At 62.2% G+C, this 25,676-nt stretch carries 25 protein-coding genes; 4 read left to right on the top strand and 21 right to left on the bottom strand.

The genetic code is table 11. The features are described from left to right. Positions 1 to 131 precede the first annotated feature (131 nt). Entirely contained in the window at positions 132 to 305 is a 174-nt protein-coding gene (locus QCE48_RS14985; RefSeq protein WP_309786922.1) for a hypothetical protein, read from the top strand. A gap of 14 nt (positions 306 to 319) precedes the next feature. Here QCE48_RS14985 and QCE48_RS14980 read toward each other — a convergent pair whose 3' ends face one another. Further along, positions 320 to 2,563, bottom strand: coding sequence for a primosomal protein N' (locus QCE48_RS14980; RefSeq protein ID WP_309786923.1), 2,244 nt, complete (start codon positions 2,561 to 2,563; stop codon positions 320 to 322). Between the two features lie 450 nt (positions 2,564 to 3,013). Next, the gene (gene hemE / locus QCE48_RS14975; RefSeq protein ID WP_309786926.1) at positions 3,014 to 4,108 is read right to left on the bottom strand and encodes a uroporphyrinogen decarboxylase; all 1,095 of its coding nucleotides are present in this window, start codon (positions 4,106 to 4,108) and stop codon (positions 3,014 to 3,016) included. Positions 4,109 to 4,278: 170 nt separating this feature from the next. Between hemE and QCE48_RS14970 the strand changes: the two genes are divergently transcribed. After that, on the top strand, positions 4,279 to 5,118 hold the full coding sequence (locus QCE48_RS14970) for a transporter substrate-binding domain-containing protein (RefSeq protein ID WP_309786927.1): 840 nt from the start codon (positions 4,279 to 4,281) through the stop codon (positions 5,116 to 5,118). A 4-nt stretch (positions 5,119 to 5,122) separates the two neighbouring features. Here the strand turns inward: QCE48_RS14970 and QCE48_RS14965 are convergent, their stop codons facing one another. Together QCE48_RS14965 and QCE48_RS14960 are read right to left on the bottom strand one after the other, a co-directional pair. Further along, complete coding sequence (locus tag QCE48_RS14965) at positions 5,123 to 6,061, bottom strand: alpha/beta hydrolase (RefSeq protein WP_309786929.1); 939 nt, start codon at positions 6,059 to 6,061, stop codon at positions 5,123 to 5,125. Positions 6,062 to 6,670: 609 nt separating this feature from the next. Beyond that, complete coding sequence (locus QCE48_RS14960) at positions 6,671 to 8,404, bottom strand: AMP-binding protein (RefSeq protein ID WP_309786930.1); 1,734 nt, start codon at positions 8,402 to 8,404, stop codon at positions 6,671 to 6,673. 449 nt (positions 8,405 to 8,853) lie between these two features. Between QCE48_RS14960 and QCE48_RS14955 the strand changes: the two genes are divergently transcribed. Beyond that, positions 8,854 to 8,985: a hypothetical protein gene (locus tag QCE48_RS14955; protein WP_309786931.1), complete on the top strand. Its 132-nt coding sequence runs from the start codon at positions 8,854 to 8,856 to the stop codon at positions 8,983 to 8,985. Between the two features lie 114 nt (positions 8,986 to 9,099). Here QCE48_RS14955 and QCE48_RS14950 read toward each other — a convergent pair whose 3' ends face one another. Then, on the bottom strand, positions 9,100 to 9,234 hold the full coding sequence (locus QCE48_RS14950; protein WP_309786932.1) for a hypothetical protein: 135 nt from the start codon (positions 9,232 to 9,234) through the stop codon (positions 9,100 to 9,102). 46 nt (positions 9,235 to 9,280) lie between these two features. Here QCE48_RS14950 and QCE48_RS14945 point away from each other — a divergent pair, with 46 nt between their 5' ends. Next, the gene (locus tag QCE48_RS14945) at positions 9,281 to 9,433 is read left to right on the top strand and encodes a hypothetical protein (RefSeq protein WP_309786933.1); all 153 of its coding nucleotides are present in this window, start codon (positions 9,281 to 9,283) and stop codon (positions 9,431 to 9,433) included. Positions 9,434 to 9,515: 82 nt separating this feature from the next. Here the strand turns inward: QCE48_RS14945 and QCE48_RS14940 are convergent, their stop codons facing one another. The 16 genes from QCE48_RS14940 to QCE48_RS14865 all read right to left on the bottom strand — a co-directional run bounded on the left by QCE48_RS14940 (position 9,516) and on the right by QCE48_RS14865 (position 25,673). Then, positions 9,516 to 9,941: a F0F1 ATP synthase subunit epsilon gene (locus QCE48_RS14940; protein ID WP_309786934.1), complete on the bottom strand. Its 426-nt coding sequence runs from the start codon at positions 9,939 to 9,941 to the stop codon at positions 9,516 to 9,518. A gap of 90 nt (positions 9,942 to 10,031) precedes the next feature. Next, entirely contained in the window at positions 10,032 to 11,426 is a 1,395-nt protein-coding gene (atpD, locus tag QCE48_RS14935) for a F0F1 ATP synthase subunit beta (protein ID WP_309786936.1), read from the bottom strand. Positions 11,427 to 11,468: 42 nt separating this feature from the next. Continuing rightward, positions 11,469 to 12,359, bottom strand: coding sequence for a F0F1 ATP synthase subunit gamma (atpG, locus tag QCE48_RS14930; protein WP_309786937.1), 891 nt, complete (start codon positions 12,357 to 12,359; stop codon positions 11,469 to 11,471). 96 nt (positions 12,360 to 12,455) lie between these two features. Further along, positions 12,456 to 13,997: a F0F1 ATP synthase subunit alpha gene (gene atpA / locus QCE48_RS14925; protein WP_309786938.1), complete on the bottom strand. Its 1,542-nt coding sequence runs from the start codon at positions 13,995 to 13,997 to the stop codon at positions 12,456 to 12,458. 46 nt (positions 13,998 to 14,043) lie between these two features. Continuing rightward, entirely contained in the window at positions 14,044 to 14,586 is a 543-nt protein-coding gene (locus tag QCE48_RS14920) for a F0F1 ATP synthase subunit delta (RefSeq protein ID WP_309786939.1), read from the bottom strand. Positions 14,587 to 14,588: 2 nt separating this feature from the next. Next, entirely contained in the window at positions 14,589 to 15,059 is a 471-nt protein-coding gene (locus QCE48_RS14915; protein WP_116560772.1) for a F0F1 ATP synthase subunit B, read from the bottom strand. A 135-nt stretch (positions 15,060 to 15,194) separates the two neighbouring features. After that, a complete protein-coding gene (atpE, locus tag QCE48_RS14910) occupies positions 15,195 to 15,464 on the bottom strand; it encodes a F0F1 ATP synthase subunit C (protein ID WP_007180033.1) in 270 nt (89 codons plus the stop codon). A gap of 90 nt (positions 15,465 to 15,554) precedes the next feature. After that, the gene (gene atpB, locus QCE48_RS14905; RefSeq protein ID WP_309786941.1) at positions 15,555 to 16,406 is read right to left on the bottom strand and encodes a F0F1 ATP synthase subunit A; all 852 of its coding nucleotides are present in this window, start codon (positions 16,404 to 16,406) and stop codon (positions 15,555 to 15,557) included. 180 nt (positions 16,407 to 16,586) lie between these two features. After that, a complete protein-coding gene (locus QCE48_RS14900) occupies positions 16,587 to 17,138 on the bottom strand; it encodes an ATP synthase subunit I (RefSeq protein WP_309788315.1) in 552 nt (183 codons plus the stop codon). Positions 17,139 to 17,385: 247 nt separating this feature from the next. Beyond that, entirely contained in the window at positions 17,386 to 18,465 is a 1,080-nt protein-coding gene (locus tag QCE48_RS14895) for an SLC13 family permease (protein WP_309788316.1), read from the bottom strand. A gap of 67 nt (positions 18,466 to 18,532) precedes the next feature. Then, positions 18,533 to 19,429 carry a ParB/RepB/Spo0J family partition protein gene (locus tag QCE48_RS14890; protein ID WP_309786942.1) on the bottom strand — a complete coding sequence of 299 codons (897 nt, stop codon included), beginning with the start codon at positions 19,427 to 19,429 and terminating at the stop codon, positions 18,533 to 18,535. A gap of 44 nt (positions 19,430 to 19,473) precedes the next feature. Then, on the bottom strand, positions 19,474 to 20,244 hold the full coding sequence (locus tag QCE48_RS14885; RefSeq protein ID WP_309786943.1) for an AAA family ATPase: 771 nt from the start codon (positions 20,242 to 20,244) through the stop codon (positions 19,474 to 19,476). Between the two features lie 83 nt (positions 20,245 to 20,327). Beyond that, positions 20,328 to 20,999: a 16S rRNA (guanine(527)-N(7))-methyltransferase RsmG gene (gene rsmG, locus QCE48_RS14880; protein ID WP_309786944.1), complete on the bottom strand. Its 672-nt coding sequence runs from the start codon at positions 20,997 to 20,999 to the stop codon at positions 20,328 to 20,330. Positions 21,000 to 21,007: 8 nt separating this feature from the next. After that, complete coding sequence (gene mnmG / locus QCE48_RS14875) at positions 21,008 to 22,969, bottom strand: tRNA uridine-5-carboxymethylaminomethyl(34) synthesis enzyme MnmG (RefSeq protein ID WP_309786946.1); 1,962 nt, start codon at positions 22,967 to 22,969, stop codon at positions 21,008 to 21,010. 153 nt (positions 22,970 to 23,122) lie between these two features. After that, complete coding sequence (locus QCE48_RS14870) at positions 23,123 to 23,887, bottom strand: ABC transporter ATP-binding protein (RefSeq protein WP_309786948.1); 765 nt, start codon at positions 23,885 to 23,887, stop codon at positions 23,123 to 23,125. A gap of 1 nt (position 23,888) precedes the next feature. Next, positions 23,889 to 25,673 carry a branched-chain amino acid ABC transporter ATP-binding protein/permease gene (locus QCE48_RS14865; RefSeq protein WP_309786950.1) on the bottom strand — a complete coding sequence of 595 codons (1,785 nt, stop codon included), beginning with the start codon at positions 25,671 to 25,673 and terminating at the stop codon, positions 23,889 to 23,891. Positions 25,674 to 25,676 lie beyond the last annotated feature (3 nt).

Here is a 25,676-nt window from a genome sequence, read left to right as displayed (position 1 = left end):
GAAAATCGACTGGTAGTTTCCCTAGTCTCAATATTTGCGGAGTTGCCCTGATCAAACGCGCGTTTCCCGCCGATATACCTGCCATGCGCGCCGATTCGAGCCGCGCGAAACGCAGTGTCGGGGAGAAGGAAATGAGCACGTGGATGGTGATCGGCTGCATCTGGGTGATGTGCGCGTTGTGCGTCGTGCTGTTCATTCGCGGCGCCCAGCCGCACATCGCGCATGAACGCGCCGATGCGGGCGATTCGCCGCGCTCTCCCGCCGACGAAGCCCCGCGCCTGAAGGCCGACCGCAGCCGCGCCTGAAACGCGCCGCGCGTTCAGATATCGAGCGGATCGACCTCGACGGCCCAGCGCAACACGCCGCGGAGTTCGCGCAACGCCGGCTGCCAGGCGCGCAACGCCGTCTGGAGCGCCGCGCGCGACGCGCATTCCAGCAGCAGTTGCGCGCGATGCACGTTGAACACCTTCACGATGGTGAGCGGCACGGCGTCGTAGACCGTCACGCGATCCGCGCCCGGCAGCGTCGCGAACACGGCCGCTGCCTGCGCGAGAAACGCCAGCGCGGCGTCGAGCGTGCGGCCTTCGGCGCGGAGCAGCGCCTGATAGACGAACGGCGGCAGATGCGCGTCGCGCCGTTCGGCGAGCGTCGAACGCGCAAAGCCGACGTAATCGTGGCGCGCCAGCGCGTGATACAGCGCGTGTCGCGGATAGCGCGTCTGGATCATCACCTCGCCGGGCAGACCGGCCCGCCCGGCCCGGCCGCTCACTTGCATCAACTGCGCGAAAAGACGCTCGCTCGCGCGGAAATCGTGGGAAAAGAGCGCCGTGTCGGCGTTCAGCACGCCGACCAGCGTCACGCGCTGGAAGTCGTGCCCCTTCGCGATCATCTGCGTGCCGACCAGAATATCGACTTCGCCCGCGTGGACATCCGAGAAAAGGGCCTGCGCGCTGCCCTTGCGCCGCGTACTGTCGGCGTCGATGCGCAGCACGCGCGCGCCCGGCACCGCGCTCGCGAGCGTCTCCTCGACGCGCTGCGTGCCGCGTCCCATCGGCGCGATATCGACGTTGCCGCAGTCCGGACACGATTTCGGAATCCGCGATTCCCAGCCGCAGTGATGGCAGCGCAGCGTTCGTTCGGGCTTGTGCAGCACCACATAGGCGCTGCAACGCGGACAGCCCGCGACCCAGCCGCACGCGTCGCACGAGAGGATCGGCGCGTAGCCGCGGCGGTTGAGAAACACGAGACTCTGCTCGCCGCGTTCGAGCCGCGCCTTCAGCGCCGCGACGAGCGGCCCCGACAAACCGTCGATCGACGCGCGTCCGCGCCTGTGCTCTTCTTCCAGATCGACGAGCTTCACGGCCGGCAGCACCGCCTCGGCGACGGCGCGGCGTGTCAGCGAAAGCCGCGTGTAGCGGCCTTGCTCGGCCTGCCACCAGCTTTCGAGCGAGGGCGTCGCCGAACCCAGCACCACCGGAATGCCGAGTTGCTTCGCGCGATAGATCGCGAGGTCGCGGGCGGAATAGCGCAACCCTTCCTGCTGCTTGTAAGCGGGGTCATGCTCTTCGTCGACGACGATCAGCGAAAGCTTCGGCAGCGAGGCGAGGATCGCGAGCCGCGTGCCGAGCACGATCCGCGCGCGCCCGGTGTGCGCGGCAATCCAGTTGCGCGCGCGCTCGCCCTCCGCGAGGCCGCTGTGCATCGTGACGATCGCGCCGTCCGGCAACGCGGCGAAGCGCGTGCGGAACGCGGCTTCGAACTGCGGCGTGAGGTTGATCTCCGGGACGAGGACGAGCGCCTGCGCATCCGGCCGCGCATGCAGCAAGCCGGCGAGCGCGTGCAGGTAGACCTCGGTCTTGCCGCTGCCCGTGACGCCGTGCAGCAGGAATGGCGCGAACCGATGCGCCGCGGTGATCGCGTCGACGGCTTCCTGCTGCTCGGGCGTCAAGCGGGGTAGCAAGGCATCGTCGGTCAGGGCGGGAGGCTGGGCGGCGCTGGTCGTGTCGTCGACGGTTTCCAGCGCGACCCAGCCTCGCGACTGCCAGTCGTCGAGCGTCGCGCTCGCTTTCGGATGCAGCGCGCGGGCGTCGGCGGCGGCGAGCGTCGGCTGAGCCGCAAGCGCCTCCGCCAATCGACGCAACGCGCTCGCGCGGGCCGGAAGCGCGTCCGGCAACGCGGCGCGCCCGGCGGGCAGCAGGCGATAGCGCTCTTGCGGCGCGAAAAGACGCGCCCAGCGCGACGCATCGCGCAACGCTTGCGGCAGCGCGGGCAGCGCGACCTCGCCCAATCCGCGCTGGTAATAGTCGGCGGCGAACGCGGCCAACGCGCGCCATTCGTCCGCGAGCGGCGCGCAGACGTCGCAGATGGCATCGACGGCGCGCAGTTTCTCCGCCGGCACGTCACTTTGCGCAGTGACTTCGCAGATCATCCCGACCACATCGCGACGCCCAAACGGCACGCGCACGAGTAACCCCGGCGCGGGCTCGGGCGCCAGATCGTAGCGATAGTCGAAGAGCGTCGGCAGCGGATGATCGAGCGCGACGCGGACGAAAACGGCGCTCATGTCTCGCGCCGCCCGCACAGGCCGTCGAAACACGCCGACGACAGCACAAGGCTTTGCGCCTCGCACTTAAAGTGAAACATCACAATCCGCGCTAAGTTCAGGATTATTTTTGAGAATTGGCGGCTTTCCACAGGCCTGTGGATAACTTTGTTGAGAACTTCAGTTGACAGTTCGAAAAAGAGGCATGCCGGGTGCTTCTGCATGCGTGCCCACTTTTCGGGTATAGAGCTAATTAATTCTTTTTAATCAATGACTTGACCGACACATAGACAGACTTTATTGAGCGTTTTCACTGATACGTCTGATGGCGCGCCGCAACGTAAAAAATGTGCATAAGTCAAGGCTTGACATTCGTGAAATGGCTCGGGGGCGGGCTTTCGCGACATCGAAAGTGCGCTGCAACAAACGGGCCTTGATGCGCCCGATTACCGCACCGCAACAAACGAACGCTCAAACGGTATTGCGTTGCCGGATGGCGCGACTGTGGCGATGCACTTCATCGACCAGTTCTGCAACGTGTTCCGGCGGCGTGAACTGCGAGATGCCGTGACCGAGGTTGAACACGTGCCCCGGATGGTTGCCGAAGCTGTCGAGCACGGCGCGCGCTTCGGTGCGAATCGCCGCCGGCGGCGCGAACAGCACGCTCGGATCGATATTGCCCTGCAGCGCCACCCGGTCGCCGACCTTCGCCCGTGCCGCGCCGAGGTTGACGGTCCAGTCGAGCCCGACCGCGTCGACGCCGATCGACGCGATTTCGTCCAGCCACAGCCCGCCACCCTTCGTGAACGTAATCACCGGCACCCGCGCGCCGTCGTGCTCGCGCTTGACGCCCGCCACGACCTTCGCGATGTAGTCGAGCGAAAAACGCTGGTACGCGCCGTCGGCGAGCGCGCCGCCCCAGGTGTCGAAGATCATCACGGCCTGCGCGCCCGCTTCGATCTGCGCGTTCAGGTACGCGACGACCGCTTGCGCGTTGATGTCGAGGATGCGGTGCATCAGGTCCGGCCGCGCGTATGCCATCGACTTGACCGTGCGATGGTCGTCCGAGCCGCCGCCCTCGACCATGTAGCACGCGAGCGTCCACGGGCTGCCCGAGAAGCCGATCAGCGGGACTGTCTGGCGGCCTTCGCCATCGGTGAGCGCGCGGCGGATCTGGCTGACGGCGTCGGTGACGTAGCGCAGTGTTGCGTCGATGTCCGGCACCGCGAGCCTCGCGACGTCGGCTTCCGTGCGCACCGTGCGCTCGAAACGCGGACCTTCGCCCTGCACGAAATTCAGGCCGAGCCCCATCGCGTCGGGAATCGTCAGGATGTCGGAAAAGAGGATGGCGGCGTCGAGCGGAAAGCGTTCGAGCGGCTGAAGCGTGACTTCGGTCGCGTAGTCGGGATTTTTCGCGAGACCGAGGAAACTTCCGGCGCGCGCGCGCGTGGCGTTGTACTCCGGCAGATAACGGCCCGCCTGACGCATCAGCCAGATCGGCGTGTAGTCGGTCGGCTGGCGCAGCAGCGCGCGCAGGAAAGTATCGTTGAGAAGGGTATGGGCCACGTCGCTCGGTGCTGGAAGGCAAAGAGCCATTCTACCGGAGCGGCCTCCCCTTTTTGCGGTGGCAGACGGTGCGGGCTCGGCGGCCGCGGCGCGATCGGGGATCGCGTGCATTGTTCAAGTGCCGCATCCGTCGCTATGATCGACGGCCATACCAACCCACAAGAAAACCAATGAAAAATTTCCTCGTTCACCTCGTCGCGGCGGCGGCGGTCTCGTTCACCGGCAGCGCGCTCGCGCAGACCGTTCAGGCCGGAACCGTCTCGGGACGGCCCGCAGCCAGCGCGACGCCCGCGGTCGCGGCGCCGGCGCCCTCGCGTCTGGACGACGTCCTCGCCCGCCACACGCTGCGCGTCTGCACGACCGGCGACTACAAGCCGTACAGCTTCCTGAAACCGGACGGCCAGTTCGAGGGCATCGACATCGATCTCGCCGAGAGCCTCGCGAAATCGCTCGGCGTGAAGGCGGAGTACGTGAAGACGTCGTGGTCGAATCTGATGAACGACTTCGTCGCGAAATGCGACATCGCGGTCGGCGGCGTTTCGACGACGCTCGAACGCCAGAAGCGCGCGTTCTTCACCGAGCCGTACATGGTCGACGGCAAGACGCCGATCGTGCGCTGCGACGACGTGGAGAAATATCAAACCGTCGAGCAGATCGACCAGCCGGCCGTGCGCACGATCGTCAATCCCGGCGGCACCAACGAGCGCTTCGCGAAGCAATTCTTCACGCACTCGCAGCTGATCGAGTATCCGGACAACGTGACGATCTTCAAGCAGATTCTCGACGGTCACGCCGACGTGATGGTCACCGACGCCTCGGAAACCCTGCTGCAGCAGAAGCTCAACCCGGGACTGTGCTCGGTGCATCCGGACAAGCCGTTCCAGTTCGGGGAAAAGGCGTATCTCGTGCCGCGCGGCGACGTGCCGTTCCAGCAGTACGTCGATCAGTGGCTGCACCTCGCCCGGTCGACCGGCGAGTTTCAGTCGGTCGTCGACAAATGGCTGAAGTGACGCGCTAGCGCAGCATCTCGCCGACACGCGCCGCGACGCGCTTCATATGCGCCGCCGCCGCCGGCGAATGCGACTGGATGCGGCCGAAGCCGTGCGTCATGTCGGCGGCGTCGATCAGCTCGACGCGCCCGCCGCTGGCTTGCAGAAAACGCGCGAGTTCGAAGGCGTCGTCGTAGAGCGGATCGTGCGCGGCGGCGACGATCAGCGCCGGCGACGGCGCGCGTTCGAACGGCTCGGCGAGCGGGAACGCGCGGACGTCGTCGGCGGCCGGTACCGCGCCGGACAGAAATTGCATCCAGTACCATTTCATTTCGTCGTTGGTGAGCCCCGGGCCGTTCGCGTTCGCGATACAGCTCGCGCTTTCGAACTGGCGGCGCATCGCCGGATAAAGCAGCAACTGCGCGCCGACCAGCCCGGCGACGCGCTCATTGGCACCGCGCGCCGCGACGGCCGCGAGATGCGCACCTGCGCTGTCGCCGCCGACGGCCAGCCGGTCGGTGACGAAACCGAGCCGCGAGCGATGTTCCGCGAGCCAGAGCAGCGCATCGAGCGCGTCGTCGCACGGCGCGGGGAACGGATGCTCCGGCGCAAGCCGATAGTCGACGCTGGCGACGGCACAATTCGCGTCGATGGCGAGGCGGGCGACGAGTTCGTCATGCGTGTCGAGGTCGCCGACGACCCAGCCGCCGCCGTGAAAATAAACGAGCAGCGGCAGCGCGCCACTCGCCGCCGCCGGGCGATAAAAGCGCGCCGGAAGTTCGCGCCCCTCGAGCGGCAGCACGGTGTCCGTCACGGCGATTTCCCCGGAGCGCACCCGTGCGAAGGTGCGCGCGACGTCGCTAAAGCGCTGGCGCACGGCCTGCGCATCGGCGTCGGGCAGAAGCGGCGGGAAGGCTTCGGCAACCGCGCGGTAGTAGCCGAGAAGGTCCGCATCGATGGTCAATTCTTGTCTCCGTGTTTTCGCGTGGACGGCCGATTTATTCCTTGCCTGTCCAAAATGCTTTTCGATTTCATTAGACCGCGCGTTCGATTTTCGCGGACTTTTAGAGTTTTTGCACTAGTCTGAAAAATAGCAATCGGACCATAACGCCAATTCGCCGGGCGGTAATTTCCAATGGTCGAACAATTTATATTCGAATTTGCCGCAAAAAGCGCTTAGATATTTCCGCTGCGCCTTATGCGACGCGGGTTACAACCTGAAACACTTTGTTACGGCGACTTCAGATCAATTCGCCCACAATCTCTTCAAACGGTTTCAACACGGATGTGTTGGGTGCGGTGTGTAAGAAAAGACCACGCGCCTGATAGTCGGCAATCGCCGAAACCCTCCACTGGGACATCTTTGCTGGGGTCGTTCTTCGGTCCACATGCGGTATCGAAGTCGTTCCCACCTTTGGTCTCCTCGCGCTAACCCCGTAGCGTGTGGTTTTTAGCGGGCTCCAGGCCCGCTTTTTTTTCGTCCGGACAAACGTTTGCGCGATTCCTGAAACGAATCGCGCGTTTGTTGCGACTGTCGATGTCGATGAGAGAACGCGACGCGTTCTCCGTCGATTCAAGCCGTTTTTGTCTCCGCTACCTTCAGTTCTTCAATCATCCGCGCGCGCATGACGAATTTTTGCGCCTTGCCGGTCACGGTCATCGGCAACTCGTCGACGAAGCGGATATAACGCGGAATCTTGTAATGCGCGATCTGCCCCTGGCAGAATTCGCGAATGTCCTGCTCGGTCGCGTGCTCGCCGGGCCGCACGACGATCCATGCGCACACTTCCTCGCCGTATTTCTGGTCGGGCACGCCGAACACCTGGACCGACTGCACCTTCGGATGCCGGAACAAAAACTCCTCGATCTCGCGCGGATAGACGTTCTCGCCTCCGCGAATCAGCATGTCCTTGAGCCTGCCGACGATGTTGCAATAGCCTTCGGCGTCGATCGTCGCGAGATCGCCGGTGTGCATCCAGCCATCGACGATCGATTCGCGCGTCTTTTCTTCTTCGCCCCAATAGCCCTTCATCACCGAATAGCCGCGCGTGCACAGCTCGCCCGTCTCGCCGACCGCCACGATTTCGCCCGTCGGATCGATCACCTTCACTTCGAGGTGCGGCTGGATCTGGCCGACCGTCGTCGTGCGCTTGTCGAGCGGATCGGTCGTCGAACTCTGGAACGACACCGGGCTCGTTTCCGTCATCCCGTAGGCGATCGTGATCTCGCGCAAGTTCATCGTCGACACGACGCGCTTCATCGTCTCGATCGGGCACGGCGAGCCGGCCATGATGCCCGTGCGCAGGCGGCTCAGGTCGTACTTGGCGAAGTCGGGATGATCGAGTTCGGCGATGAACATGGTCGGCACGCCGTGCAGCGCCGTGCAGCGTTCCTCGTGGACGGCGGCGAGCGTCGCGGCGGGATCGAAGGCTTCGCCGGGGAAAACCATCGCGCAGCCCGTCGAAACGCACGCGAGCACCGCCAGCACCATGCCGAAGCAGTGATAAAGCGGCACCGGAATGCACAGCGAATCGTTCTCGGAGAGGCGCATCGCCATCGCGATATAGCGCGCGTTGTTCACGACGTTGTGGTGCGTGAGCGTCGCGCCCTTCGGATTGCCGGTCGTGCCGCTCGTGAACTGGATGTTGATCGGCTCGTGAGCGTCGAGCGTTGCTTCGAGTACGTCGAGCTTGGGCGTATCGAGTTGCTCGCGGCCGCGCGCCATGACATCGCCGAAATTGAGCATGCCGGGCGTTTTCGCCTCGCCCATGCGGATCACCGTGCGCAACGTCGGCAACTTCGCGGCGTGAAGCGCGTTCGGCTCGGCGTCGGCGAGTTCGGGCGCGAGCGTTTGCAGCATGTCCAGATACTTCGACGTCTTGAATTGCTCGGCCGCGATCAGCGCGCGACAGCCGACCTTGTTGAGCGCGTATTCGAGTTCGGCGAGCCGATAAGCCGGATTGATGTTCACCAGCACCGCGCCGATCCGCGCCGTCGCGAACTGCGTCAGCAGCCATTCAGCGCGGTTCGGCGACCAGATTCCCACTCGATCGCCCTTGTCGATACCGAGCGCGAGCAGGCCGCTTGCGAGGATGTCGACTTCGTCGGCGAACTGGCGCCACGTCCAGCGGATGTTCTGCTCGCGGAACGTGACGGCCGGCTGGTCGGGAAAGCGCGCGACCGTATTCAAAAGGAAGCGCGAGACGGTGGCGTCGGAGAGGGGAATGTCGGTCGAGCCGCGGACGTAGGAAAGGCCGTCGCGCGGTTCGATTTGCGCGTTCACTGCGCCAGTGGCGTCGCTTGCCATGTTAGTGCCTCCTCCGAAGGGATCGCTCCGGAACGAAATGTATTTGAAATGAATTCGGAAAGCCGATTGTGCCACCGGTCATTTACAGCACGGCATCAAGTTTTACCCGCAGCGCGTGCAGTGCGTGTCCCGCTCGCCGCCCCGCCAGCCTCGTTCATGGGCGGCGGCTACAGCGCGCCCGTGGCGAACTGTGCCAACGCGTCGCACGCGTAACCACTGCAACACATGGACTTTTCTTTCAGCATGTAATCCAATGACCTGGAGCGGACTCGAATCGATGGAAAGACACTGCGCCTTGTGCGTTCGGATTCCTAATTATTCCGCCGGGAGTACGCAGTTCTCAACGTGTTCCGCCATCTGGCTTCGTTCCCGAGCTCTTCATCCATAAGGAGTTTCCATGCGTTGCTCCGAAACAAGCGGCATCGAGTTATCCAAAAATGGGGGCCGGCGTGCCAGGTTCGGACGCGAACGGGCGCTCGGACCCGGACGACACGATCCAGTATGCGTTCGGCGTCACGCTCGCATCGCAGCACTATGCCGATATCGCGAAAGCAGACGCTACGTCGATCCGGCAAAGCTGATTGGCGGCGTACTCACCGTGACGGGAACAAACAAGCTGACGCTCGATCTGCCGCCGGGGCAGTACAAGCTCTTCGAGTTCGTGATCGTGCACATGCGGACCGCGTTTCGCTGGTTTACAAACAGCGGGCGGCTGGGACTTCAGCGCCGAGATCGACGGCGTGCTCACCTCGCCGAGCGACGACGCCGACGGCGCAATCCGCTTCGATATCGACGCGCAGACGCACGTTGTGAAAATCGAAGTGGTTCACCGCCGGCTTCCCGCCCGGTCATCAGGTCACACAGAACGAACTCGATATGCTGTTGCGCGATCCGAAATTCACCGCAACGGGACGCGAGTTGATTCGCGCTCATCTGCACGTCGGCGGCTGGCTTTTCGGCGCCGATAATTACTTCTACGATCGTCAGGGCGTCATGCGCGTGAGCGTGCTCAACGGCGACGCGCGATAAGTTCGCGTGAGCGCATAAGAAAAGGGCTCCCGTATGGGAGCCCTTTTTACTGCATCTCATTGCGCGGCCAACCGGCCCGCGCTCAATGCTGCGCGCGAAGCTTCCGCAAACGCTGAATCGCCGCGATTTGAGCCGTCGCGTACGCCAGTTCCGCTTGCGCGGTCGCGTATTCGAGGTTCGAACCCGTGTTTTGCAGCGCTTCTTCGGCACGCTTCTTCGCCTGCTCGGCTTTCGCTTCGTCGAGGTCGGCGCCGCGGATCGCCGTATCGGCGAGCACGGTTACGACGCCCGGCTGGATTTCGAGAATCCCGCCCGCGACGAACACGAATTCTTCCGAGCCGTCTTCCGCCTCGATGCGCACCGCGCCCGGACGAATGCGCGTGATGAGCGGCGTGTGGCCCGGCAAAATGCCGAGTTCACCCGCTTCGCCCGGCAGCGCGACGAACTTCGCCTGGCCCGAGAAGATCTGCTCTTCCGCGCTGACGACGTCTACTTTGATGGTTGCCATGGTGTCGATTCCTGGTTGAGCGTAATGCGTTTGGCGCGGCTTCTTCCTTGACGGCCGCAGAATCCGCGCCACGTTGCCTGCACTCAAGCCTTACTGGATCTTCTTGGCCTTTTCGAAGGCTTCGTCGATCGTGCCGACCATGTAGAACGCCTGCTCCGGCAGATGATCGCACTCGCCTTCGACGATCATCTTGAAGCCGCGGATGGTTTCCTTGAGCGGCACGTACTTGCCCGGCGAACCCGTGAACACTTCCGCGACGTGGAACGGCTGCGACAGGAAACGCTGGATCTTCCGCGCGCGCGCGACCGACAGCTTGTCTTCCGGTGACAGTTCGTCCATGCCCAGAATCGCGATGATGTCGCGCAGTTCCTTGTAACGCTGAAGCGTCTGCTGCACGCCGCGCGTGATCGTGTAGTGCTCTTCGCCGATCACGTTCGGGTCGATCTGACGCGAGGTCGAATCGAGCGGGTCCACGGCCGGGTAGATGCCGAGCGACGCGATGTCACGCGAGAGCACGACGGTTGCGTCCAGGTGGCCGAAGGTCGTAGCCGGCGACGGGTCGGTCAAGTCATCCGCAGGAACGTACACGGCCTGAACCGACGTGATCGAACCGGTTTTGGTCGACGTGATGCGCTCTTGCAGCTTGCCCATTTCTTCAGCCAGCGTCGGCTGATACCCCACTGCCGACGGCATACGGCCGAGCAGTGCCGACACTTCCGTGCCCGCCAGCGTGAAACGGTAGATGTTGTCGACGAAGAACAGCACGTCCAGACCTTCGTCGCGGAAGTGCTCGGCCATCGTGAGGCCGGTCAGCGCCACGCGCAGACGGTTGCCCGGCGGCTCGTTCATCTGGCCGTACACGAGCGCCACTTTGTCGAGAACGTTCGAGTCCTTCATTTCATGATAGAAGTCGTTCCCTTCGCGGGTACGCTCGCCAACGCCCGCGAACACGGAATAACCGCCGTGTTCCTTCGCGATGTTGTTGATGAGTTCCATCATGTTCACGGTCTTGCCCACGCCGGCGCCGCCGAACAGACCAACCTTGCCGCCCTTTGCAAACGGGCAGATCAGGTCGATCACCTTGATGCCGGTTTCCAGCAGTTCCGTCGACGGCGACAGCTCGTCGAACTTCGGAGCCTTCTGGTGAATGCCGCGCGTCACGTCCGAGTTGATCGGACCGGCTTCGTCGATCGGACGGCCGAGCACGTCCATGATCCGGCCGAGCGTCGGCTTGCCGACCGGCACGCTGATCGGCTTACCCGTGTTCTTCACGACCGTGCCGCGACGCAGCCCGTCCGAAGCACCCAGACAAATCGTGCGGACCACGCCGTCGCCCAGCTGCTGCTGGACTTCCAGCGTCAGTTCCGAGCCTTCCAAAACGAGCGCGTCGTAAATCTTCGGCATGTCCGAACGCGGGAATTCCACGTCGATCACCGCGCCGATGCACTGTACGATCTTGCCTTCTACCAAAGCAGTAGTACTCATCGCATTTCCTTTAGATACTGTTTGATTCAGCTCACGCGGTCATCAGACCGCAGCGGCGCCGCCGACGATTTCCGAGAGTTCTTTCGTAATCGCGGCCTGCCGGCTCTTGTTGTAGACGAGCTGCAATTCGCCGATCACGGTCTTCGCATTGTCCGACGCGGCCTTCATCGCGACCATTCGGGCCGATTGCTCCGACGCCATGTTCTCCGCGACCGCCTGATAGACGAGCGCCTCCACATAACGCACGAGCAATTCATCGACGACGGTCTGCGCATCCGGCTCGTAGATGTAGTCCCACGACGTCTTCGGCGTGACGGACCCTGCTTCGTCGTCGCGGCGCTTGAAGTCTTCCGCCGACAGCGGCAGCAGTTGCTCAATCACCGCTTCCTGCTTCATCGTGTTGACGAAGCGCGTGTACGCCAGGTACACCGCGTTGATCTTGCCTTCCGAGTACAGGTCGAGCTGCACCTTCACCGCGCCGATCAGCTTTTCCAGATGCGGCGTGTCGCCGAGATGCGTGACTTGCGACACGACCTTCGCGCGCAGGCGATTCAGAAAGCCGAGGCCCTTGCCGCCGATCGCCGATGCTTCGATCGACGTGCCCTGCTGCTCCAGTTCCTTGAACTTCTGAACCGATGCACGCAGGATGTTCGTGTTCATGCCGCCGCACAGACCTTTGTCCGTCGTGACGAGGATGATGCCGGCCACTTTCGCGCCTTCGTTCTTCACCATGAACGGATGACGGTACTCGGGCGTGGCTGCGCTCATGTGCGCCGCGATGTCGCGAACCTTATCGGCGTACGGACGGGCGGCGCGCATGCGTTCCTGCGCGCGGCGCATCTTCGATGCGGCCACCATCTCCATCGCCTTCGTGATCTTGCGCGTGTTCTGCACGCTCTTGATCTTGCCGCGAATTTCCTTCATTCCAGCCATTTGCTGACTCCCTGATCAGAGTGGCGCGGGGTGCTTCATCCTGCCTTGCGGCCCGAAGCGGCCCGCGCCGCTCCAAAGTCCCGATCAATGTTGAGATCAGTAAGCGCCCGACTTCTTGAAGTCCTTCAGCGCGGCATGCAGTGCGCCGTCGTCGTCCTTCGACAAGTCTTTGTTGTCTTCGATGCGCTTGATCATGTCGGCGTGGCTCGTCTTCAGGTATTCGCGCAGACCCTTTTCGAACGGCAGCACCTGGCTGACTTCGAGGTCGTCGAGATAACCGTTGTTCGCCGCGAACAGCGCGACAGCCAGTTCCCACACTTGCAGCGGCTGATACTGCGGCTGCTTGAGCAGTTCCGTCACGCGGCGGCCGCGTTCGAGCTGCTTGCGGGTGGCTTCGTCGAGGTCCGATGCGAACTGCGCGAACGCCGCGAGTTCACGATACTGCGCGAGGTCGGTACGGATACCGCCCGACAGCTTCTTCACGACCTTGGTCTGCGCTGCACCGCCGACTCGCGACACCGACACGCCCGCGTTGATCGCAGGGCGGATACCAGCGTTGAACAGGTCGGTTTCCAGGAAGATCTGGCCGTCGGTGATCGAGATCACGTTCGTCGGAACGAACGCGGTCACGTCGCCGGCTTGCGTTTCGATGACGGGCAGCGCCGTCAGCGAGCCGCTCTTGCCCTTCACTTCGCCGTTGGTGAACTTCTCGACGTAGTCTTCCGACACGCGAGCCGCGCGTTCCAAAAGACGCGAGTGCAGATAGAACACGTCGCCCGGGTACGCTTCACGGCCCGGCGGGCGGCGCAGCAGGAGCGAAATCTGGCGATACGCCCACGCTTGCTTGGTCAAGTCGTCATAGACGATCAACGCGTCCTGGCCGCGATCGCGGAAGTATTCGCCCATCGTGCAGCCGGCATACGGCGCGAGATATTGCATCGCGGCCGATTCCGAAGCCGAAGCCGCGACGACGATCGTGTATTCCATCGCGCCCGTTTCTTCGAGCTTGCGCACCACGTTCATGATCGACGAAGCCTTCTGGCCGATCGCGACGTAGATACAGAAGAGGTTCTTGCCCTTCTGGTTGATGATCGCGTCGATCGCGACGGCGGTCTTGCCGCACTGGCGGTCGCCGATGATCAGTTCGCGCTGACCACGGCCGACGGGAACCATCGCGTCGATCGACTTCAGGCCGGTCTGGACCGGCTCCGACACCGACTTACGCCAGATCACGCCCGGAGCAATCTTTTCGACTGCGTCGGTCATCTTCGCGTTGACCGGACCCTTGCCGTCGATCGGGTTGCCGAGTGCATCGACCACGCGGCCGAGCAGTTCCGGACCCACCGGCACTTCGAGAATGCGGCCCGTCGTCTTGACGATGTCGCCTTCCGAAATGTGTTCGTATTCACCCAGAATCACGGCGCCGACCGAGTCGCGCTCGAGGTTCAGCGCGAGGCCGAACGTGTTGCCCGGGAATTCGAGCATTTCGCCCTGCATCACGTCCGACAGGCCGTGGATGCGCACGATACCGTCGGTCACGGAGATCACGGTGCCCTGGTTGCGAACGTCCGCGCTCGCTTCAAGGCCCTGGATCCGGCTCTTGATCAGCTCGCTGATCTCAGAGGGATTGAGTTGCATTATTCGCTCCTGATAGTCAATTCTGTTGCGTGCCAGCTTCGGCGCGTCAGGCGGTCAGAGCCGTCTGCATGCTGGCGAGGCGCGCGCGGACCGAGGTATCGAGCACTTCGTCGCCAACCGTCACGCGCACGCCGCCAATCAGCGACGAGTCGGTTTCGACGGTGGCTTTCAGCTTGCGTTGGAACTTGCGTTCGAGACTTGCGACGAGGTCGTTCAACTGTTCGCCTTCGAGCGGGAACGCGCTCACGATCAACGCGTCAGCCGCGCCTTCGCGGGCGTTCTTCAGCTCGTCGAACTGCACGGCGACTTCGGGCATCAGCGGCAGGCGATGGTTATCGACCAGCATATGCACGAAGTTCTTCGCCTGGGCGTTGTCCTGCGCGAACGGCGACTTCACCGCGGAAAGCAGCAGGTCGCTGACCTGTTCGCGGCTGACCTTCGGGTTCGTGGCGACCGACAGCACTTCCGGCAGACGCGCAACCTGTGCCAGCTCCTCGACGAAGTTGGACCAGGCCGCGAGATCACCGGCTTCGGCCACGCGAAACAGCGCTTCTGCGTAAGGACGGGCGATGGTTGCAAGTTCGGCCATGATCAGAGCTCGGTTTTGAGTTGATTCAGCAGATCGGCATGCGCCTTCTGGTCGACTTCGCGCTTCAGGATTTGCTCGGCGCCCTTCACGGCCAATGCCGCGACTTCGGCGCGCAGTGTTTCGCGTGCCTTCACGACTTGCTGGTCCGCATCGGCCTTCGCTTGCGCAATGATGCGCGCGGCTTCGGCTTGTGCGTTGGCCTTGATTTCATCGGCGACGGCGACGGCGCGCTTTTCAGCTTCGGCGATACGCTGCTGGCCGTCATTGCGGGCTTGCGCGAGTTCCTGGTCGACGCGCTTGTGCGCGGCTTCGAGTTCCGTCTTGCCCTTTTCGGCGGCAGCGAGGCCGTCGGCGATCTTCTTCGAGCGCTCATCGAGGGCGTTGATCAACGGCGGCCACACGAACTTCATCGTGAACCACGCGAGGATCAGAAACACGACCATTTGCGCAAACAGGGTTGCGTTGAGATTCACGGTGTTTCCTTAAACGTTGCTTTTTCGGGAGAGTGAAACGGTAAGGCGCTCATCGACGATTTGCATCGATAAAGCGCCCTCATCCGTTCCGTCCTGCGTCTTCACGATGGGTCAGACGCACACTTCCGAGGAACCTCAGCCTGCGAGCTTCGAGAGCAGCGGGTTCGCGAACGCAAACAGCATTGCCACACCAACGCCAATCAGGAACGCCGCGTCGATCAGACCAGCCAAGAGGAACATCTTGGTTTGCAGCGGGTTCATCAGTTCCGGCTGGCGGGCGCAAGCCTCGATGTACTTGCCGCCCATCAGACCGATACCGATACAGGCGCCGATTGCACCCAGGCCGATGATGATGCCGATACCGATGGCGGTCAGACCCTGGATGTTGGCGATGAAAGCTTGCATGATCACTCCTTTGATTAAAGACTTTGGAACTGGATTTATAAAAGACGAAACCGTGAAACCTGAGCTGATTCTGGGACTACTTAAAGCGTGTCAGTGCGTGTCATGCGCCTGGCCGATGTACACCAGCGTCAGCATCATGAAAATGAACGCTTGCAGCAGAACGATCAGAATGTGGAAAATCGCCCAGACCGTACCCGCGACCACATGGCCGAGAAAGCCAAGTACGGAGGCGTCCGCGCCGAAGTGCCACATGCTGCCGAGCAGGGCGATCAGCAGGAAGAGCAGTTCGCCCGCGTACATGTTGCCGAACAGCCGCATGCCGAGAGAAACCGTCTTGGCGACGAACTCGATGATGTTCAGTGCAAGGTTCGGGATCCACAGGAGCGGATGCGCGCCGAACGGAGCCGACAGCAGCTCGTGCACGAAGCCGCCTGCGCCCTTGATCTTGAAGTTGTAGTAAATCATCAGCGCGAAGACGCCGAGCGCGATGCCGAGCGTGCCGTTCAGGTCGGCGGTCGGCACGATGCGGTGATGAGGAATGGCTTCCGACAGACCGAGCCAGCCGATCACGCGGCCCGGCAGGTCGACGGGGATGAAGTCGAGCGAATTCATCAGCGCAACCCAGACGAACACGGTCAGCGCGAGCGGCGCGATGAAGCGGCGGTTGCCGTGGATCATCGACTTCGATTGATCTTCGACCATCTCGACGAGCATCTCGATCGCGCTCTGGAAGCGCCCCGGAACGCCGGACGTCGCCTTACGGGCGGCGAGGCCGAGAATCAGGATCGTGACCAGGCCGCAGACGATCGACCAGAACAACGTATCGAGATTCCAGACGTGGATATCGAAGATCGACGTCTGATGGTGGTTGGAAAGATTCTGCAAGTGGTGCGCAATGTACTCGGACGGATCCAGAGCGCGCGTTCCTTCGCTAGCTGCCATATCGTTAAAGCCACCCAAATTGTCAAAAATCTTTCGCCGCCTGTCGACTCCCCGAGCCGCCGCGTTGGCTTTGCGGCTCGCAGGGCGCAGGCCCGCGTGCAGGATATGGAATCCGCACGTATTTATTTGCTCTGTTACTGTCGGCCCAACTGCCGGCGCGCTTCGTCTCGACCCGCGCGCTCAGCGCCACACCATCGCAATCCAGTACGTCTTCAGCGCGACCAGATAGGTGACCAACAGCGGCACCCACAGTGCGCCCTTGTACCAGAACGCGATCGCGACAAACATAGCAATCGTCGCACCCATCTTGAGCGCCTCGCCGATCATCCAGCTCATGATGGTTTCGGCGCCGCTCTTCGCTTTCAGGCGTGCCGCGAACAATGCGCTCGGCACCCAGCAGATCGCTCCTCCCAGAAAGGCGGACAGCGCGGCATCACCCGGCGGACTGTAAAACAGCCACCACGCCAGCGTTGCACCCAGGGACAAAACCATTTGCGCGGCCACGACCTTGTACGGCGTGACCCGCGATGGACGACTCACTTCCGGACCAAACAGCGTTTCTGCCTGAGCCCGCGTGAGCGGAACGATATTGTTATCTTGCGCTTCGGCGTCCCACGAATCGTCGAACGAGTTGTGCGGCCGATCTCCGGATGTGTTCTGGTTAGCTTCGGATGGCGACCGGCGCCCGTCTTGCCCGCCTCGCGGCGCTCGATTCTGCTCTCGCACCGTCATCACACTATCTGCCCAAAAGTCCCGGTTCTCGACTACTTTCGTCCCGTCATTCGACAGCGCCATTACGCCGCGCTTTCTGGGTCGCCAAGCTGATAAATCCGGGGGATTGTAAGCGATTGTTGTCGGGGATTCAATAGTTTAGGTGCGTCAAAAACCAAGCAGACGGCTCCTGGAAATCAGTCGATCGACTGAGAATTTTCTTGCATTTATCGCCCGTTCGTGACGGGTTGTAAGGCGCGCATTCAGCTCACACGAGCCACGCTCCGATCAGCGTTGCCACGATCCAGAATGGGATCGATACGATGTGAAATGGTGTCCACATGCCCTTCTCGCCGCTGAGTCGCACGGCGATCAGGTTGGCGAGCGATCCTATCGCGATGCCGAAGCCGCCGACGCTCACGCCGAACGCGAGCGCGCGCCAATCCTTCGAGAACTCGGCGAGCATGATCGCAGCCGGCACGTTGCTGATCCCTTGCGACAGCACCGCGCCCGCGCCATAGGCGCGAAGCGGCGTGTGCAGGCCGATGCGCGCGATCGAGTCGTGGACCCACGGCAACGCGGCGGCGCTGCGCAACACGATGAACATCAGCACGAAGATGAGGAGCAGCAGCCAGTCGATCTTCACCACGACCTGCCGTCGCCACAGCAGAAAGCCGACGGCGAGCGCGACGAGCGCCGGCCCGGCATGATGCGCATCCGCGAGCGCGACGAATGCGACGAACGCCAGCGCCGCCACGATACACAGCGTGCGGTCGACGCGATGTTCTTCGACGTCGCCGGAAAGGTCCAGCGGCTCGGCGCGAAACATGAACGCCGTCAGCACGTACAGCATCGTCATCAGAACAGCGCACAACGGCGCGAGCGCCCACACGAACGCGCCGAACGACACGCCGCTCGTCTGCCAGAGAAAGAGATTCTGAGGATTCCCGAGCGGCGTCAGTATCGATCCCGCGTTCACCGCGAGCGCAATGGAGATGACGAGCCGTTTGATCGGCAGCGGTGCGAGCTTGTGCAGCGAAAGCGCCAGCGGCACGACGGCGAACAGCGCGACGTCGTTGGTCAGCAGCGTCGACAGTCCGGCGGCGAGCCCGACCAACAGTAACGCCAACGCGCGCTCGCTGTGAATGCGATGCACGACGCGATGCGCCATCCACATCAGGAATCCTGACAATTCGACGGCCTTCGTCAACATCAGCAAACCGGCGAGCGTGAGGACCGTTTGCCAGTCGATCAGCGCGGGCAGCGAGGCCCAAGGGCGCGGGTGCACAACCTGCAGCGCCACGAGCGCGACGATCAAAATTGCGAGGACGGGCTCCTTGCTGACGATCGCCCAGGCACGCGCGAACGCGCCCTGCGCGGCGACGTCCTTTGCCTCCGTGCTCGACAAGGCGCGCTCAGGCGCGAGCGGCGTCGGCGGTGCCGCGCAGCCGGCTGAGAATGCCTTCGAGCGAATCGAGATCGCCGAAATCGATGGTGAGCTTGCCGCGCCCGCGCCCGCCGACCTTGATCTTCACGCTCGCCGACAGCAGATCGGACAATTCCTCTTCGAGCCTGCGCGTGTCCCGTCCGCCATCGTTCGCCACACGCGCCTTGGTTGCCGGCGTTTCCTTCGTCGTCGATGTGACGAGCTTTTCGGTCTCGCGCACCGACATGCGCTTGTTCACGACCTGATTGGCTAATTGAATCTGCGTCGCGGCGTCGACGGCGAGCAGCGCGCGCGCGTGGCCCATGTCGAGGTCGCCGGCAAGCAGCATCGTCTGGACCGGCGTAGCAAGGTTCAGCAGACGCAAGAGGTTCGATACGGCACTGCGCGAGCGCCCCACCGATTCGGCCGCTTGCTCATGCGTGAAATCGAACTCGTCGAGCAGACGCTGGATGCCCTGCGCCTCTTCCAGCGGATTCAGATCCTCGCGTTGAATGTTCTCGATCAGCGCCATCGCAGCGGCCGCCTGATCGGGCACGTTCTTCACGAGCACCGGCACCTCGTCGAGTCCGGCGATGCGCGCCGCGCGGAAACGTCGCTCGCCCGCGATGATTTCGTACTGCTCCGGCCCGACCGAGCGCACGAGAATCGGCTGCATCAGGCCCTGCGCGCGGATGCTCGCGGCGAGTTCCTGCAGCCCGCCCTCGTCCATGCGCGTGCGCGGCTGATACTTGCCTGCCTGCAGCTTCGACAACGGCAGCACGCTCGGCACGCCTTCGCTGCGCACGGCCTCCGTGATATCGACACTGCCGCCCAGCAACGCGTCGAGTCCGCGGCCCAAGCCCTTCTTTTTCATTACAGCGCTCATCTCGGTTCCTCCGGCAGCCTTTGCCGCGTCGATTGGGTGTGGGGTCAGAGCGCGCGTACGCGCTCCATCATTTCAGTGCCGAACTGCATGTAGGCCTGCGCGCCACGAGACGACTTGTCGAACACCACGCCCGGAAGACCGTAGCTCGGCGCTTCGGCGAGGCGCACATTGCGCGGGATAACCACGTCGAACACTTTGCCGCCGAAATGTTCCTTCAACTGATCGGAAACCTGTTGCTGTAGCGTGATCCGCGGATCGAACATGACCCGCAGCAGGCCGATCACTTTCAGGTCGCGATTCAGATTGGCGTGAACCTGCTTGATGGTATTGACGAGATCCGACAGCCCTTCGAGCGCGAAATACTCGCACTGCATCGGAATGACCACGCCGTCTGCCGCGCACAGCCCGTTGAGCGTTAACAGCGAAAGCGCCGGCGGACAGTCGATCAGCACGAAATCGTAGTCTTCGATGACTTCGGCCAGCGCCGCGCGCAGCACATGCTCGCGATTGTCGATGCCGACCAGTTCCACTTCCGCGCCGGCCAGCTCGCGGTTGGCCGGCAGGACGTCGTAATTGACGGCTTCCGGACGCGTGCGCGCATCGCGCAACGTGACGCCGTCCACCAGCACTTCATAAACCGTGTTCTCGCACGCCGACTTGTCGATACCGCTGCCCATCGTGGCATTGCCCTGCGGGTCCAGATCGATCAACAGAACCCGCTGGTCCAGCGCCGCGAGGCTCGCTGCGAGATTGACCGTTGTCGTCGTCTTTCCAACGCCGCCCTTCTGATTCGCGACGCAGAAGATTTTTGCCATCGTTTAGTGTCCTCGTTTCTTCGCTGCCAGAAGATCAGCGTTGGTTCGGCGTGCGTGGAGTATTTCAATACCGGTTGCGGCGCTCATTGTGGTGCGACAGCGATTTCGATCAGATGCCGTTCTGCGTCGAGCATCGGTACGTGCAACCGCTCGATGTCGAGCACGGTTGCACCTTCGGGAAGTCGCGCGATTTCGGCCTCCGGCCGGATACCTTTCATCGCGAAGATGCGGCCCTCGTCGGCAACCAGGTGACGCGCAAGTGTAACGAAATCGGTGAGCTCTGCGAACGCGCGCGACACGATTACATCGAATTTGCCAAGCACTTCGACTCCGGGCCGCAGATTCTCGACGCGGCCGGTGACCACCGATAGATTTGTCAGACCAAGTTGCGCCTTCACTTGCGACTGAAATGCGGTTTTTTTATGAACGATGTCGTTCAACGTGACTTGCAAGTCGGGCAAGACGATCGCCATGACGATGCCCGGAAGGCCGCCGCCCGAGCCGACGTCAAGGGCGGTCGACGGTCCACGCCTGGACAGCGAAGGAATAATCGCGAGCGAATCGAGAATGTGCTGGATCAGCATCTGGCGCGGATCGCGAATCGCCGTCAGGTTGTAGACGGCGTTCCACTTGGCTAGCATGCCGACGTAGTCGATCAGCTTCCGCTGCACGGCATCGGACATTGAAAGCCCCAATTCGGCCGCACCGTCCCGCAGGAGCGCTTGTAATTCTTCTGCATTGGGCATTCCGCCCATGCGACCTGTCATTGCGCCGCCGGCGCGTTACCGCTGCCGGTGTCCGTGCTGCCAGCCGCAGCGCGGCGTCCGAGGCCGCGCTTCAGATGAACCATGAGGAGCGAAATCGCAGCTGGCGTGATTCCGGAAATACGCGACGCCTGGCCTATCGTCTCCGGCCGATGCTGCGTGAGCTTTTGCCGGGCTTCGAACGACAGTCCTCGCACCTCCGCATAGTCGATTCCTTCGGGAAGGCGCGTGTTTTCCTGCGAACCGTTCCGTTCGATCTCGCCAGCTTGGCGATCGATATAGCCCTGATACTTCACGCCGATCTCGATTTGCTCCTTGATCTGCGCGAGCAATACTGGGTCGTCAGCGAGAGCGGATTCCGGGCCACACGTTCCGTCACGAAGCGCACAGATTCCTTCATAGGAAACCCCGGGACGGCGGAGTAAGTCCGCGAGGCTGTATTCATGATCGATCGGTTTTCCGAGCAACGCCGTCGCCTCCTCCGGGGGAAGCGTTTTGGGATTGACCCATGTCGTCCGAAGACGCTCTGTTTCACGTGAAACAGCTTCGCGCTTTTGACTGAACGCCTCCCAACGCGCGTCGTCGACGACGCCGAGTTTCCGCCCGATCTCGGTCAACCGCATGTCGGCGTTGTCTTCTCGCAGCGAAAGGCGATACTCGGCGCGGCTCGTAAACATGCGATACGGCTCGGAGACTCCACGCGTCACCAGATCGTCGACCAGGACGCCCAGATAGGCTTCGTCACGACGCGGCGTCCACGCTTCCTTCCCTTGCACCTGCAATCCGGCGTTGATTCCCGCAAGCAAACCTTGCGCGGCGGCCTCCTCATACCCCGTCGTACCGTTGATCTGTCCGGCAAAGAATAGGCCACCGATCGCCTTGGTCTCAAGCGAAGCCTTCAGCCCGCGCGGATCGAAATAATCGTACTCGATGGCATAGCCCGGCCGGAGAATGTGCGCGTGTTCGAGTCCGACCATCGAGCGCACGAGTTCAAGCTGGACGTCGAAGGGCAAACTCGTCGAAATCCCATTGGGATAAAACTCGTTCGTCGTAAGGCCTTCGGGTTCCAGGAATATCTGATGTGCGTCTTTGGACGCAAACCGATGGATTTTGTCTTCGATGGACGGGCAATAGCGCGGTCCCACGCCTTCTATCACGCCTGTGTACATCGGCGAGCGATCCAATCCCGCACGGATGATGTCGTGCGTGCGCGCGTTCGTATGCGTAACCCAGCACGGCACTTGTAGCGGATGCTGCTCCACTCGGCCCAAAAACGAGAATACGGGAATCGGATCGAGGTCGCCGGGCTGCTCTTCGAGCTTCGAATAGTCGATTGTTCTCCCGTCGATTCGCGGCGGCGTTCCCGTCTTCAACCGGCCTTGGGGAAGCTTCAGTTCCTTGAGGCGCGCCGATAGAGACACCGCTGCAGGATCCCCCGCCCGGCCGCCCGTGTAATTGTTCAGGCCAACGTGGATTTTTCCATCCAGAAACGTACCGGCTGTCAGCACCACAGCGCGCGCTCGGAACCGCACCCCCACTTGGGTTACAGCGCCCACCACCCGATCGCCCTCCACCATCAGGTCGTCGACGGCTTGCTGGAACAGCCAAAGATTGGGCTGGTTTTCGAGCCGATGCCGAATGGCTTGCTTGTACAACAGACGGTCCGCTTGAGCGCGGGTCGCCCGCACAGCCGGTCCCTTCGACGAGTTGAGGATGCGGAACTGTATGCCCGCCTCGTCCGTCGCGGCGGCCATCGCACCGCCGAGGGCGTCGACTTCTTTAACCAAATGTCCCTTGCCGATGCCGCCAATCGACGGATTGCAGCTCATTTGGCCGAGCGTCTCGATATTGTGGGTAAGCAGCAGCGTCTTGCAGCCCATTCGAGCCGAAGCCAACGCGGCTTCAGTGCCTGCGTGACCGCCGCCAACGACGATCACATCGAATTCTGTCGGAAAAAGCATGAGATTTCGCGTGCGAATGACGCGAGCCTTGAGAGAAATATCTCGCGATTATATCGCTTAAGCTTTGCGCTCGAATTCCGGCCGATCGGCTAACGATAAAAAAACGGCGTGTTTCACGTGAAACACGCCGTTGAAAATGAGGCTTGCGCTGTATTAAACGGCTTTTTTTGCCAGGCCTAGATAAGTTTCGATGACTCTCGGATTGTGCGCCAAATCGCTCGCCGGCCCTTCCATCGCAAATTCGCCGGTTTCCAGCACGTAGCCGTAGTCGGAAATCTGCAGCGCGGCACGCGCGTTTTGTTCGATCAACAAGGTCGCGACACCGGTTTCACGTAACGCACTGATGATATGGAAGATTTCCTTCACGATCAGCGGCGCCAGCCCAAGGCTCGGCTCATCAAGCATCAAAAGTTGCGGCTTCGCCATCAAGGCACGCCCTACCGCAAGCATCTGACGCTCGCCGCCCGAGAGCGTGCCCGAAGCCTGCTTCCTCCGCTCCTTCAGCCGCGGAAATAGCTCAAAGACATGCGGCAGTTGATCGAGATAATTTCGCTCGCCGGCACGCTTTCGGCGATACGCGCCAAGAACCAGATTATCTTCCACCGTCATGCTGGCAAAGAGTTCGCGCTTTTCGGGCACCAAGCACATTCCACGTGAAACACGGCGCTCGATTTCCAGCGACGAAATGTCGTCGCCGAGATAACGGACGACGCCCTTCGCGTGCCCCGTCGACGGCAAAGCGCCCATGATCGCGTTGAGCAAAGTGGATTTGCCCGCGCCGTTCGGCCCGATCACCGAAACGATCTGGCCCGCGCCGACCGACAGCTTGCCTTGATGCAATGCCTCGACCTTCCCGTACCGCACCGACAAGTCGCTGACCTGCAGAATCGGCTCGGTAACGTTGATTGTTTGGTTCATCTCAGTCCACCCCGCCTAGATATGCTTCGAGAACCGCCGGATCTTTCTGCACGTCTTGCGGCAGACCTTCCGCGATCCGCGTGCCAAACTCCATCACAACCAGGCGGTCCGTCAGATTCATCACGAAATCCATATCGTGCTCGACAAGCAAAACGCTCATGCCTTCCGTCTTCAACTTCCGAAGTAGCTCGGTAAGTTGCAGTTTCTCCTGATAGCGCAGTCCAGCCGCAGGCTCATCGAGAAGCAGCAGCGTGGGATCGCAACAAAGCGCCCGTGCGATTTCCAGGATGCGCTGCTGACCCAGCGCCAGACTGCCGGCTTCGTCGTATAGATGCTTTGCCAACCCAACGCGCGCAATCTGCTTCGCGGCCTCCGCCATCAGACGCGCTTCCTCTGCAGCGTTCAGTTTCGCGATGCTTCTCCAGACGCCCGTATTGCCGCGCAAATGCGCCCCAATCGCGACGTTCTCCAGCACCGTCATACCCGGCAGCAACTTGACATGCTGAAACGTCCGCCCGATACCGCGCTTCACGATTTCACGTGAAGTCAGCGAGTCGATTCGTTCGCCGTGGAAGGTGATCGAACCGCTCGTCGCCTGAAGCACGCCCGTGACGAGGTTGAATGTTGTCGACTTTCCCGCGCCGTTCGGCCCGATCAGCCCGATGATCTCGCCCGCCTTGACCTCGAAGCTCACGTCGTTGACCGCCACGAGGCCGCCGAACTCCTTGCGCGCCTTGTCGACGACGAGAAGCCGCTCGCCCGTCGTCGGTTTGTTGCGCTGCGGCAACGCCTCCGCATGTTCCGGCACATGCGCGCGCGGTCCGCGCGGAAACAGCCGCGACACGAACGGCCAGACGCCTTGCCGCGCGTACTGGAGCAGCAGGACCATCAGCACGCCGAACACGATGATTTCGAAGTTACCGTTCGCGCCGAGCAGTTTCGGCAGCAGCGTCTGAAGATAATCCTGCAGGACGGTGAGAATCGTCGCGCCGAGAACCGCACCCCAGACATGCGAAACCCCGCCCACGACCGCCATGAACAGGAATTCGATGCCGTGATTCAGGCCGAACGGCGTCGGATTCACCGCGCGCTGAAGATGCGCGTAGAGAAAGCCCGAAATCGCCGCCAGCACCGCCGCATAGACGAAGATCACGACGCGCATCCACGCCGTGTTCACGCCCATCGCTTCGGCCATCGTTCCGCCGCCTCGCAGCGCGCGAATGGCGCGGCCCGGCCGACTATTAAGCAGATTCTGAACAGATACGACTGATAACAGCACCACGACCCAGATCAGGTAGTAAATGCTGCGGCCCGATTCCAAGTGCCACCCGAACAGGTTCAGCACAGGAATACCGTTGATGCCGTCGTACTTGCCGAGCAATTCGAGGTTGCCGAACAGGAAGAACAGCGATAGTCCCCAGGCGATCGTCCCGAGCGGCAGGAAGTGGCCCGACAGCCGCATCGTCACCATGCCGAGCAGCAGCGCGATGAACGCCGTGAGCACGATGCCGACGATCAGCGCGAGCCACGGCGACACACCGAACTGCGTCGTGAGGAAGGCCGTCGTGTATGCGCCGACGCCCACGAATGCCGCCTGCCCGAAGCTCGTCATCCCGCCGATGCCGGTCAGCAGCACAAGGCCGATCGCAACGATGGAGTACAGACCGATGTAGTTGAGCAGCGTCACCCAGTATTCGGGCACGCGGATCGGCTGCGGCAAGACCGGCAGCGCGAACACCACCAGCAGGAAAACCCAAAAGAACTTATTCCGGATCAGGAATTTCATCGC

Source organism: Caballeronia sp. LZ024 (genome assembly GCF_031451455.1).
Classification (GTDB): Bacteria; Pseudomonadota; Gammaproteobacteria; order Burkholderiales; family Burkholderiaceae; genus Caballeronia; species Caballeronia telluris.
The sequence above is the reverse complement of the archived record's forward strand: the minus strand, read 5'-3'. Positions and strand labels throughout refer to the sequence as shown.